The organism is Fundidesulfovibrio putealis DSM 16056 (genome assembly GCF_000429325.1).
Taxonomy (GTDB): Bacteria; Desulfobacterota; Desulfovibrionia; order Desulfovibrionales; family Desulfovibrionaceae; genus Fundidesulfovibrio; species Fundidesulfovibrio putealis.
In genome coordinates, this window is the sequence record NZ_KE386886.1 from 194,341 (window position 1) to 206,312 (window position 11,972).

Genomic DNA, 11,972 nt, shown 5'->3' on the forward strand with positions numbered 1-11,972 from the left:
CGCCCTTTCGCCGCGCAGCCGGGAGTGCGGCAACCGCCCTGAACCGTTTCAGAAATCCTGTCCCGAACCTGGGGGCAAACCTTGGCTTGCCTGTCCAAGTGGCGTACATATCCCTGCACCACTTTCGAGGAGACACGCCCATGCCCCAACACGTCGTCATAATCGGCGCGGTGGCCCTCGGCCCCAAGGCCGCCTGCCGCTTCAAGCGCCTTGTCCCGGACGCGAAAGTCACCATGATCGACCGCGACGCCATCGTGTCCTACGGCGGCTGCGGCATCCCCTATTTCATCTCCGGCGACGTGTCCGACCTGAAAGAGCTGCGCACCACCAGCTTCAAGCTGGTGCGCGACGAGAAATTCTTCCACGACTGCAAGGACATCGACGTCCTCACCCGCACCGAGGCCCTGCGCATAGACCGCGAGGCAAAGCGCGTGCACGTGCGCAACCTGGACACCGGCGCGCTCTCGGAGATTCCCTACGACAAGCTGGTCATCGCCACCGGAGCCGCGCCCCGCAGGCTGAACATCCCTGGCGAAGACCTGCCCGGCGTGCACGCCGTGGCCAACCTGCACGACGCCACCGCCGTCAAGGACATGATCAGCTCAGGTTCGGCCGGGCGCGCCGTGGTGGTGGGTTCGGGCTTCATAGGCCTGGAAGTGGCCGAGGCCCTGGCGGACATGTGGGGGCTGGAGGTGGCCGTGGTGGAGCTCATGGACCACGTGCTGCCCCGTAACATAAGCCCCTCCCTGGCCCGCATGGCGGAGCACCATCTGGCCGAGAAAGGCGTGGAGCTATACTTCGGGGAGAAGGTCCTGGCCGTGGAGGGCGACGGCAAGGCTCAGCGCGTGGTCACGGACAAGCGCACCCTGGAGGCCGAGCTAGTGATCCTCGCAGCTGGCGTGGTCCCAAGCGGAGAGCTGGCCCGCGAGGCCGGGCTTGCGGTCTCCCCGCGCGGAGGCGTGCTGGTGGACGAGTTCATGCGCACCTCCGACCCGGACATCTACTCCGGCGGCGACTGCGCCGAGATCAAGAACGTGGTGACCGGCGGCACAATGCATCTGCCCCTGGGCTCCATGGCCAACCGCCAGGGCCGGGTGATCGGCACGAACCTGGCCGGAGGCGAAGCGACGTTCCCCGGCGCCGTGGGCTCGTTTGCCATGAAGCTCTTCGAGCGAAACGTGGCCGGGGCCGGGCTCACCCCGGAGCAGGCCGCGCAGGCCGGGTTCGACGCGCTGTCCGCCCTGGTCATCCAGTTCGACCGCGCCCACTTCTTCCCCGGCAAGGACCTGATGACCCTGGAAGTCACCGTGGACAAGAAGACCCGCGCCGTGCTGGGGATACAGGGGTTCGGGTCGGCGGGCGACGCCCTGGTGGGCCGCGTCGGGGCTGTGGCGGCGCTCATGCAGAAGGGTTGCACGGCGGATGACCTCTCCGTGCTCGAGTACCCCTACTCGCCGCCCTTCTCCTCGGCCATGGACATCGTGAACACTGTTGGCACCGTGGCCGAGAACATGCTGGCCGGAATGAACCAGGGCGTCTCGCCGGAAGAATTCGGGCGGCTCTTCGAACAGAAGGGCGAGGCCTGCTTCTTCCTGGACTGCCGCGAACAGGACAACGCCGCCCCCTACCTGGAACGACACCCCGGCGTCTGGCACAACATCCCCCAGGGGCAGCTGCGCGAACGCCTGGGTGAGATCCCCAGGGACAAGGCCGTGGTGCTGGTGTGCAACACGGGCATCCGCTCCTACGAGGCGCAGATCACGCTTGAGCAGGCCGGTTTCAAGGACGTCCTGAACCTGCACGGCGGCATGGCCGCGCTGAAGCAGAGCGGGGAGGACCCCAACGCGGAGTGATGCGTCTGGAAGATGGAAGAGCAATAGCCTCCGGCGGCCAAAGGGCTACGCCCTCTGGACACCCGCACCGCTCCGCGTCGTTTGTGGACAGTTCGGCATGCGGCGCGGATTTGTGAAGCGCAGCGTAGAGGCGGCAAGAACGTCTGCCTCCGGCGGCCAAAGGGGCAAGCCCCTTTGGAATCCTGTACCGCTTCGCGCCGTTCGCCGAAAGCCACGAAGAATACTGCGAGAATCCCGCTGTATCATGGACATGAAGCCCGGGATGATTTCGAAGGGGCTGAGGAGAAGGCATGACGCTCTGGCGCAACAAAAAGAACGGAAAGCCGTATCGCGTGCTGCACCACGCCGTTGACTGCACCAACGCCCGCGACGGGCAGGCTGTCGTTGTTTATTGCCCCGAAGAGAGGCCAGACTTCATCTGCGTGCGCGAAAAGGCCGAGTTCGAGGCCAAGTTTGTCCGGGTGGAAGATTCTGAATTCCGAGTACAAGAGAAGGCCCCCGGCTGACGCCGGGGGCCTTCTCTGTCTAATCGACGGGAGCGGGAATCTAGGCCTTCTTCAGGAAGCAGGTCTTCAGCACCAGCCCCTTGACCTTCTCGGCGTTGCACTCGATCTCGCCCTCGTTGTCGGTGAGCCGGATATTCTTGATGAGCGTGCCGCGCTTGAGCGTGGCGGACGTTCCCTTGACCTTCAGGTCCTTTGTCAGCGTGACGCTGTCGCCGTCTTTCAGCAGCGTGCCGTTGCTGTCCTTGACTTTTATCTCGTCCATGCGTGCTTCCTCGTAAATGGGGCAAAATTGTGGAGGCCCACCCCTTAGACCAGGGCGGCAGGCTTTGCAACGGCGCGTGATGCGTGGAAGCCGGGCGTCAGCCGTTTGCCGGGGTGACGGATGGAGACGCGGGCAGGGTGACCAGGAACGTGGCCCCCGGACGCGCCGAGCGCGCATGCTCCACGGAGCCGCCCAGGGACTTCATGACCCCGTGGCAGATGGACAGCCCGAGCCCGGAGCCTTTACCCACCTCTTTCGTGGAGAAGAACGGCTCGAAAATACGCTCAGCCAGGGAGTCGTCCACGCCTGGGCCGGTGTCGGACACCTCGATGCCTACGGTCGCCGGAGCGGCGTTCCGGACGCGAACCGTAAGCGTGCCGCCGGTAGCGGCCATGGCGTCCAGGGCGTTGTCCGCCAGACGCCCGACCACCTGCTCGATCTCGGCCCTGGGCAGGCGCACCAGGGCAACTGAGGGGTCGAACTCGGTCTTGATTTCCACATGAAGGCTACCGGCGCGCTCCCGCACCAGCTCCAAGGCGGAGGCCACGGCCTGCCGCGGGTCGAAATCCACGGTCCTGGGGTCCACGCGCCCCCCAAGGCTCATGAGCTTGGACACGATGTCCCGGCAGCGCCTGCCCTGGGCCACGATGGCCGCAAGTTCGGCCTGCACTTCAGCCAGGCCCGCGCAGGCGGCGAACTCCGGTTCCTCCAGGAGGTCCCCGGCCCAGCCCGCCTTCTGCATCATGATGTTCACCGGATTGTTGATCTCGTGGGCCACGCCCTCGGCCAGCCTGCCAAGCGCCGCAAGCTTGCCCGTCTCGATCATGCGCAGGCTCTCCTCCTGGTTCAGCCTGCGCTCCCCGGCCCGCACCAGCACCCGCACCAGCTGGTCGAAATTCACGGGCTTCACCAGATAGTCCGCAGCGCCGAGCTTCATACCCCGCACCGCCGTGGCCACGTCCGACTGCCCCGTGAGCATCACCACCTGGACCAGCGGCCAGCGCTCCTTGATCTCGCCAAGCACCTCCAGGCCGCTGCGGTCCGGGAGATTCACGTCCAGCACCACCGCCGCCGGGGCCTCGCTCTCCACGAGCCCTATCCCCTGGGCGGCGTCCACGGCCCACAGCACGGGGAAGTCCCGCGCCAGGAGGCGCTCGGCCAGCAGCCGGACGAAATCGAGCTCATCGTCGATGAGCAGGGTCTTGGGACGCATGGTCCCCTCCCGGTTGGCGTGTCGCCTTGGCGGTGCGCCAGCTCAAATACCTGTCGGACGCCGGATTCGCGCGGCCCGCACGCAGTGTCCTGCGCCCGCCGTCTCGCTTCAGCCGTACTCCCGGCCAAGCCCCGGCCGCCGCCTGCCGCGCCCGGCAATGGGGGCGGACAGGCTACAGGCCAAAGACTTCCCCCGCCCGCGTGTGGGCCGGGGTTGCCGCAACTTACTCGTCCATCACCTTGCGGGCGGTGTCGAAATCGCCCTCTTCGGCCATGGCCGCGATCACCATGGCGTCTTCGATGCGCTCGCGGTAGGCCTTCTTCACGGTACCCAGCAGCTCGTCGATGTCGATGGGCTTCTTGTGGTAGTGGAACGCGCCCAGCTTGCGGGCTTCTTCCTCGTCCAGGTCGGTGCCGTGGCCGGTGAGGATGATGATCTGCACCTTGGGGTTGGTGGCGCGGACCTTGCGCAGGACCTCCATGCCGTCGATGCCGGGCATGCGCAGGTCAAGGACCATGACGTCGGGCTCGTGGGTCTTGACCACGTCCAGCGCAGCTTCGCCGGAGTAGACCACCTTGGAAGGCACATCGCGCATTTTCATGCGCTCGGCCAGGGTGTTGACGAAATTCTCCTCATCGTCCACGAGAAGCAGCTTGATCTTGTTCATATCCGTCTCCTTGCAACGTTCGGCGCGCACGCGCCCGCCACTCGATTACGCCTCTCGCCCGGCCTTTCGGAAAGCCAGGCGCACCCCGCCTTCAAGAGCCTCGGCCGCCAGCAGGCCAGGCTTGTCGCCTGTCAGTGACTTGGCCAGGGACTGGGCCTCCCCGGCATCAAGCGCCTGACACAAAATATCCACATACACCCGGTCGCCGTCCTCGCCCGGCTCAAGCCGGACGTTGCCCTGTTCCCGGCACCGCCAGGTCACGCCCAGGAGCGCCGCCTCCAGGACCACCAGCACCTCGATCTGCGACGGTTCGGCCAGCACCGCAGCGGGAGCCTGCCCCACTTCCAGGGTCAGCTTGTGCTTCTTGGCTATGCGCCCCGAAAGCTGCACCAGGAGCCGTACCGAGAAGTTCAGGTCCGAGCCGTCCTGCCCCTCGTCCGGGGAATGCGCCAGGTGGCTCAGGTGCTCGCACATGTCCTGGCCCCGGGCCACCGAGGACTGCACCTGCGCGATGATCTCCTCGAACTTGTCGTTGTACTTGAACTTGGGCCGAAGCCCCATGGACTTGAGCGACTCCTTGCGCGCAAGGGACAGATAGTCGCCAAGAAGCCCGGATGCCTGCTGGATGGTGGCCAGCACGTTGCACAGATCGTGGCTGAGCGTGGCGGCCATCCGGCCCATGAATCGCGCTTTGTCCATTGTCACTCCTGGCATCCTGCCAGCCGCCAGCCTGCTCGGCGGGATGTCGGCTCCGGTTGCCTCCGGTTCGTACACATGCCTAGGCCTTGCCCGCCGCCACGGCCTCGCCAATCTTGGCGGTGAGGTCGTCGATGGACAGGGGTTTGATCATGTAATCGAACGCGCCAAGCTTCATGCCGTCCATGCCGTCCTTGGTGGCGCCCTGCCCGGTGAGCAGGATCACCTGCACGGCGGGATGGCGCTCCCGGATGAGCTTCAAGACGTCCAGCCCCTTGAGGCCTGGCATGAACATGTCCAGCACCACCACGTCCGGGGGCGTCTCGTCTATCATGCGCAGTCCGGTTTCACCGTTCAGGGCCACGCGGCAGGTCAGCCCGCGCAACTCCAGACGCTCGCTCAGGGTGTGGACGAACTCTTCCTCGTCGTCCACGAGCAGGATGTTCCAGTCCTTCATGGTCATGATTACTGAGCCTCCACGGCGGCGGAGGGCGGAGCCATAACCGGCAGGACCACCGTGAAGGTGGACCCCACCTGCTCCTGGCTGCTGACCGAGACCTCGCCGCCGAGACGTTTGATGATGCCGTAGGTGATGGACAGACCAAGCCCGGTGCCCTTGCCGCGCTTGGTGGTGAAGAACGGCTCGAAGATGCACTTCATGGTGTCGTCCGACATGCCGCAGCCGTTGTCCTGGATGGAAAAGCCCACGTGCTGCTCGTCCTGGTTCCAGCTTTTCACCGTGATGGTTCCCTGGTCGGGGATGGCGGCCAGGGCGTTGTTCAGGATGTTCAGGATCACCTGCTGCAACTGCCCCCGGTCGGACTCGATGCGCCCGAGCTCAGGCTCCAGGTCCAGGGTAAGGCTCACGCTGCGGTGCTCGGCCTCGCGCGCCAGGAAGCTGGCCGTCTCGGTGATCACCTCGTTTAAGCTGAGCCCCTCGATCTTCACATCCATGCGCCGGGCGAAGCCGAGCATGCGGTGGGTGATGCCCCGGCAGCGTTCCACGGCCTTTATGATGGCCTCCACCTGGGAGAAGAACTTGACGCGGCCCGGGAAGTCCTCCTGAAGGGTCAGGAGATCCTTGAGCAGCCCGGCCTTCTCGTTGATGATGGCCAGGGGGTTGTTGATCTCGTGGGCCACGCCTGCGGCCAGGCGTCCGATGGAGGAGAGCTTCTGGGCGTGCTCCACCTGCCGGAAGGCCAGGGCGCGCCGCTCCTCGGACTCGCGCATGCGGTTGACCAGCATGCCCGTGAAGCGCGACACCACGAAGAAGATGGCCATCACCCCCACCAGGAAGACCAGCAGCAGGTCCCCGCGCAGGTTGTACCAGGCGTTTATCGCGCCCAGGCGCGGCTTGGCGGCCATCAGGATGAAATCCGTGTTGGGGAAATAGGCGTACGTCAGGTACAGCTCGCGCCCCTGGGGATCGGTGATGGGGATGACCTGCGGCTCGAAGGTGACCGGCGGCAGCGGCAGCGGGCAGGGCTTGAGCACGTCCCCGTAAAAGTATGAGCTGGTCTGGAGCACGCCCTTGCGGTTCACCATGAAGGCGTCCGAGCCGGGTTCGAGCCCCATGGCCGCGATGATCTTGTCGAACTGCCGGGTGTCCAGCGTGGCGCGAAGCACCCAGGACTCGCCGGACTCCGAGGTGTGCTGCATGGCGATGACCACGTGGGGCAGGTTCCTAAAGCCCAGGAACACGTCGGAGATGTACTTGCCGCTGGCGCGCACCTGGGCGAACCAGTCCTGGCTGGAGTAGTCGCGGTTCTTCAGGTCGTAGGGGCCTACGTAGCTCACCTGCCTGCCGTGGGCGTCGATGAGGCCAAGGTCCACGAACCCCTCGAATTCCTTGCGCATCACCCGGAAGATGCGCCCCAGGTTGCGCTCGTCGGACAGATCCTGGAAGCTGTAGGCCTGGGCGATGAACCCCACGGTGGAGGCGCGCTCGGCCAGGAAGAGGTCGATGGTGTTGCGGGTCTTGCCGAGCAGCACGCGCAGCGGGTTCTGCACCTCGCGGGCCATGGTGGTCTGGAACTCGCTGAAGTTGATGACCGCCATGAGCAGGAGCGGCACCAGCGTCACCACGGCCATGAGCCCCACGATCTTGTACTTCAGCAGATTGTAGCGCTCGGGCGAGATGGCGTCGTCGCTGGTGTGAAGGTCCCGGAAGTGCCGGGTGAAGATGTCACCGAGCATGGTCTTCCTCCCTGTCGAAGAGGATGTCGCCGGACTGGAGCGCGCCTTGCGCATAGCGCTCCAGCACGTCGCGGGCCGGGCCTGCCACGTTGTCCAGCACCTCCACCCGCTTCCAGCGCAGGTAGTGGTAGTACTCCTCTTCTATACCGCCGCAGATGAGCACGTCCACGTCCTTTCGCAGGATCAGGTCGCACAGGCCGTCCGCCGAAGGGTGCGGCAGGAGGAAATCCTCGGTCTTGATCTCGCCCACATCGCCGTCGCCGTCCTGGATGACGTCGGCCAGCAGGGCCTCGGCCGCCAGATCGAACCGGGGAGCCACCTCGTCCTTGAAAAGCGGGATGAGCACGCGCAGGGTCCGCATGGCCTAGCTCCTCTCCCCGGCGGCGCGCGGCAGCTGCTTGAGCAGGTGCGCGGGCAGGCAGGCGGGCGGGATGGCGGATTTGTGGCAGACCATGACCGCGAACTCCACGATGTTGCGCAGCTCCCGCACGTTTCCGGGGTAGTCGTGCTCCAGGAGCAATGCCCTGGCCTTGGGAGTGAACCCATGCACTTTCTTGCGGAACTTCCCCGCGAACAGTTCCAGGAAGTGCGTCAGCAGAAATTCGATGTCTTCTGGCCGTTCGCGCAGCGGGGGCAGGTCCAGGCGCAGGGCTCCCAGGCGGTAGGCCAGGTCCTGTCGCAGCTTGCCCGCGCGCACCAGCGCCTCCGGGGACGTGGGCGACGAGGCGATGATCTTGGCCTGCGAGCGCACCGGAGTCTGCATTCCGGCGGGCAGGATAGTCCCCTCGTCCACGAAGCGCACCAGCCGGGCCTGCAAGGCCTCGGGCAGCTCCCCAACGTCGGAGAGGTACACCGAGCCCGCTCCCGCCCGTTGGAACGCTCCCAAGGCTATCCCCCCGGACGTCTGCTTGCGGCCGAACAGCTCGGCCTCCAGCGTCTCCGGGGGCATGGGGCCGCAGTTCACGCGCACGAACGGTTCGCGCGAGCGCGGCGACACCTTGTGGATGGCCTCGGCCACGGCGTCCTTGCCGGTTCCGGTCTCGCCGATGACGATGACCGGGTCGTCGGCCTGGGCCATGGCCGGGATCAGGCGCATGATGCGCTCCATCACCGGGCTCTTGCCCACCAGCTTGCCGATGCCTCCCGGCTCTTCCAGGCGGCGCTCCAGGTCCCTGACGGCGCTCAGGTCCTCCACCAGATCGATGCGGTAAAGGTCCTGCCCCTTTGTGTCGCGCACGGGGATGACGCTTATGCGCACCGGGATCTTGCGGCGGTGACGGTTTATGATCTCCGTGTCCGCCGGGCCCTGCACCGGGCAGTGCCGATGGCACAGCCCGGAGCGCAGCACGTGCCGACAGGGCACGCCCCGGACTTCCTCGCGGGCAAAGCCCGTCAGCCGCTCGAGCGCAGCGTTCAGCGTCACGACCCGGCCCTCCCGGTCCAGGACGGCCACGCCAAGCGGCAGGCCGTCCAGGATGGCCGGGAAGTCGAGGGAAGCGAGGATGCCGGGGGGCACGAATGTCATGATGTACGTTCTCCTAGCGTTGGTACTTCGGGTAGAAGGTGCGCCCGGTCGCCGGGCGCGTCGCTAGAATCATTGTGTTCACGGTTAAATACAAGTCCAATTACGCGTTTAGTGCGCGCCGCCGCCAACGATTCCCGAAGCGGCCAGGCTCAGCACCAGCACTTCCAGGAAGGCCAGCAGCGCGAAGACCTTGTCGCCCTTCTTCAGGAAGGCCGGGATGAGCGGAATGTAGGCGATGATGGTCAGGCCCGCCAGCAGCACGATGCCCGCGAAGTTCAGGAAGTCGCCCTTGCCCATGAGCACGAGCCAGCCCCAGCCGGTGGGGACGTTGCCCTGCGACAGGTAGGTGCCAACGGGCTGCGACCACAGCACCGTGACCTTCTCCAGGGGGATGTGGGGGGTCATGATGCCCGCCACGTAAAGGATATAGGTCACCGCCATGAGGGCCAGGCCGCCCCAGCAGCCCCAGAAGAGGATGTCGGCGTAGAGGATCTGTTCGCGAGGCGTCTCGATGGGCGCACCAACGGTTTTGTTGTCAGCCATGACTAGTCTCCTTAGCTCGTCGAAAAATTAGAAGCCCAGGCCCTTCATGAACGCCTTGCCGCCAGAGAACAGCAGCACGCCGATGACCATGTAGCGGATGAACTTGGGTTTGGCCTTGGCCAGCAGCTTAACACCCGCGAACGAGCCGAACATCAGGCCGATGACCGAAGGAATGGCCATGAGCGGGATGACGCAGCCCTGGTTCAGGTAGACCCAGGCGGCGGAGGTGTCGGTGATGGACAGGAGGAACTTGGAGGTGCCAACGGCCACCTTGAGGGGCGCGCCCATCATCAGGTTGAGCACCGGGACGTTGGCCCAGCCAGCGCCCAGGCCGAACATGCCGGCCATGACGCCGATGATGATGAACATCAGCAGGCCCGGCAGGGTGCGGTGGGTCTTCCAGTTGACGGTCTCGCCGGAGGAGGCGTCGAAGTAGGAACCGTTCATGCCCAGGGCCAGGCCGATGGCGTCCTGCTTGGTGACCACGGGGTAGGCCGTGTTCTTGGAGACCAGCAGCAGCACCGCGATGAACAGGATGGTGCCGCCCAGGCACAGCTGGATGACGTTGGTGGGCAGCGCCAGGCCGATCATGGCGCCCACGATGGCGCAGGCGCTGGCGATGAGCGCCACGGGCAGGGCCAGGCGCAGGCTGGCCAGGTTTCTCTTCAGAAGACCAGGGCCTGCGGCCAGCGCTCCGGCCAGGGCCACCAGGAGGCCCGCGCCGCGCACGAAGTCCAGATGGAACGGGAAGAATCCGCTGACCAGGGGCACGAACAGCACGCCGCCGCCAACGCCCGCCAGCACCGCGATGATGCCCAGGATGAAACAGAAGAACAGAAGAATTGTAGGCCACATCCACCAGGGCCCTTCAGGCGCGCCTGCCGCCTGGGCGGCCTCCACCATGGCCTTGCCGCCGTCCAGGGATGCGGCATAGGCGAACGCCCCCCCCAACAGGCCCAGAGCCACCATTACCATTCCGATTCGCAACCAGCTCGATTTCATGTTCGCACGCTCTCCCTTGCTTCCAGATTCAGAAAGGACCGTCCGGCGAAAACGTCGGCGGCACGCCCCCACGCTTGTTCTTTCCTGCACAATCAAGAAGCGTACCAGGATGAAACCCGCATGGATCAACGGTTTGCGGGCACCGCTTCGCGCCAGAACGGCAAGAATCTGCCGGAAGCGGCAAATTATTGCCGCAGGGGTCTTCACATTTTTGAAGCGAGAACGTATCTGAAGGGTGTGAGGCCGGGATAATCCAGCGAATTCGAGCAGAACCGGACGGGAATGGGCGACTATATGAAAAACGGCAAAAATTTGCCGCTTCGGCTGGACCTGGACGACCTCCCAGAGGAAGGCGGCGGCGTCACCGCCGTGCTCATCGGGTCCAGATCCATGCGCGAAGCGCACCAGCTGGCCTCCCAGGTGGCCACGTCGGACGCCCCCGTGCTGCTCCAGGGCGAGTCCGGAACAGGCAAGGAACTGTTTGCCCGCCTCATTCACGCCATGTCCAACCGCCGGGAGAAACCCTTCGTCCCGGTGAACTGCGGCGTGCTGCGCGACGAATTATTCGCGGATAAATTTTTCGGGCACGAGGCAGGGGCCTTCACCGGCGCGTCCAAGCAGCAGAAGGGCAGCTTCGAGTTGGCCGGGGCCGGGACGCTGTTCCTGGACGAGGTGGGCGAAATCCCCCCCAACAACCAGGTGGACTTCCTGCGGGTGCTGGAGCAGCGCACATTCCGGCGTCTGGGCGGCGAGAAGGAGCTGCCCTTCGAGGCCCGCATTGTGGCCGCCACCAACCGCAACTTCCTGGAGATGGTCAAGGCCGGGCAGTTCCGGGCGGACCTCTACTACCGGCTGAACGTGGTGCCGGTGTTCCTGCCGCCGCTCAGGCAGCGCCGCGAGGACATCCCCATCCTGGCCGGGCACTTCCTGGAGCACTTCGGACTGCGCTACCACAAGCACGGCATGAGCCTCTCGCCCGAGGCCCTGGCGGTGCTGAGCAGCTACGCCTGGCCGGGCAACGCCCGCGAGCTGCGAAACCTGATCGAGCGCCTCGTGCTGGTGCACCCCGAGGGGGTCATCGAGGCCCAGGATCTCCCGGTGGAGGTGCAGCCTGGCTCCGCCGTGCAGGTGGAGGAGGCCGGACCCGACAGTCTGCTCCTGGACGCAGCCGTGCGCGACGCCGAGATACGGGCCATCATAAGGGCCTTCCGGCACACGCGCGGCAACCGTGCCAAGACCGCCGACGTGCTGGGGATCTCCCCGCGCACCCTTCGCCACAAGGTGAAGGAGTACTCGCTCAGCCTGGCGCGCTACTCCAAGGGCTGAGCACGCCCCACCCGCTGTTCCCGACAACATGGCCGCCGCTCCGGGCGGCTACACTCTTTTTATCTCCCGCCCCCGACTCTTTACACCATTTTTACACCCGCCTGATTACATATGCCCCATCGACACTCATCGGAGGTTGCGATGGACATTCTCTTTGTTTCGCTCACCCTGGCCCTGGTCTTC

At 65.5% G+C, this 11,972-nt stretch carries 13 protein-coding genes; 3 read left to right on the forward strand and 10 right to left on the reverse strand.

Annotated features, from left to right (window positions below; genetic code table 11):
* Nucleotides 1-140 precede the first annotated feature (140 nt).
* Both G453_RS0121020 and G453_RS25705 read left to right on the forward strand, forming a co-directional pair.
* Nucleotides 141-1,853 (forward strand): FAD-dependent oxidoreductase, encoded by a 1,713-nt coding sequence (locus G453_RS0121020; protein WP_027192624.1) that lies wholly within the window; start codon nt 141-143, stop codon nt 1,851-1,853.
* 290 nt (nt 1,854-2,143) lie between these two features.
* Nucleotides 2,144-2,359, forward strand: coding sequence for a hypothetical protein (locus G453_RS25705; RefSeq protein ID WP_043647004.1), 216 nt, complete (start codon nt 2,144-2,146; stop codon nt 2,357-2,359).
* A 40-nt stretch (nt 2,360-2,399) separates the two neighbouring features.
* Here G453_RS25705 and G453_RS0121030 read toward each other — a convergent pair whose 3' ends face one another.
* From G453_RS0121030 to G453_RS0121075, 10 genes are all read right to left on the reverse strand, one after another.
* Entirely contained in the window at nt 2,400-2,621 is a 222-nt protein-coding gene (locus G453_RS0121030) for an alkylphosphonate utilization protein (RefSeq protein WP_027192625.1), read from the reverse strand.
* 97 nt (nt 2,622-2,718) lie between these two features.
* A complete protein-coding gene (locus tag G453_RS0121035) occupies nt 2,719-3,834 on the reverse strand; it encodes a sensor histidine kinase (RefSeq protein WP_027192626.1) in 1,116 nt (371 codons plus the stop codon).
* A 223-nt stretch (nt 3,835-4,057) separates the two neighbouring features.
* On the reverse strand, nt 4,058-4,501 hold the full coding sequence (locus G453_RS0121040; RefSeq protein ID WP_027192627.1) for a response regulator: 444 nt from the start codon (nt 4,499-4,501) through the stop codon (nt 4,058-4,060).
* A gap of 45 nt (nt 4,502-4,546) precedes the next feature.
* Entirely contained in the window at nt 4,547-5,200 is a 654-nt protein-coding gene (locus G453_RS0121045) for a sensor histidine kinase (protein WP_027192628.1), read from the reverse strand.
* Between the two features lie 79 nt (nt 5,201-5,279).
* Complete coding sequence (locus G453_RS0121050) at nt 5,280-5,660, reverse strand: response regulator (RefSeq protein WP_407635561.1); 381 nt, start codon at nt 5,658-5,660, stop codon at nt 5,280-5,282.
* 2 nt (nt 5,661-5,662) lie between these two features.
* Nucleotides 5,663-7,393 carry a sensor histidine kinase gene (locus G453_RS0121055; RefSeq protein WP_027192630.1) on the reverse strand — a complete coding sequence of 577 codons (1,731 nt, stop codon included), beginning with the start codon at nt 7,391-7,393 and terminating at the stop codon, nt 5,663-5,665.
* Nucleotides 7,383-7,754 carry a NifB/NifX family molybdenum-iron cluster-binding protein gene (locus G453_RS0121060; RefSeq protein ID WP_027192631.1) on the reverse strand — a complete coding sequence of 124 codons (372 nt, stop codon included), beginning with the start codon at nt 7,752-7,754 and terminating at the stop codon, nt 7,383-7,385. The genes G453_RS0121055 and G453_RS0121060 overlap by 11 nt, the downstream gene beginning before the upstream one ends.
* 3 nt (nt 7,755-7,757) lie before the next feature.
* Nucleotides 7,758-8,918 (reverse strand): sigma 54-interacting transcriptional regulator, encoded by a 1,161-nt coding sequence (locus G453_RS25710; RefSeq protein WP_051272733.1) that lies wholly within the window; start codon nt 8,916-8,918, stop codon nt 7,758-7,760.
* A 108-nt stretch (nt 8,919-9,026) separates the two neighbouring features.
* The gene (locus G453_RS0121070) at nt 9,027-9,461 is read right to left on the reverse strand and encodes a hypothetical protein (protein WP_043647006.1); all 435 of its coding nucleotides are present in this window, start codon (nt 9,459-9,461) and stop codon (nt 9,027-9,029) included.
* 27 nt (nt 9,462-9,488) lie between these two features.
* Nucleotides 9,489-10,463 carry a sulfite exporter TauE/SafE family protein gene (locus G453_RS0121075; RefSeq protein WP_027192633.1) on the reverse strand — a complete coding sequence of 325 codons (975 nt, stop codon included), beginning with the start codon at nt 10,461-10,463 and terminating at the stop codon, nt 9,489-9,491.
* A gap of 294 nt (nt 10,464-10,757) precedes the next feature.
* On the opposite strand from G453_RS0121075, the gene G453_RS25715 reads away from it, so the two are divergent.
* The gene (locus G453_RS25715; protein WP_235731826.1) at nt 10,758-11,789 is read left to right on the forward strand and encodes a sigma-54 interaction domain-containing protein; all 1,032 of its coding nucleotides are present in this window, start codon (nt 10,758-10,760) and stop codon (nt 11,787-11,789) included.
* The last annotated feature ends 183 nt before the right edge of the window (nt 11,790-11,972 follow it).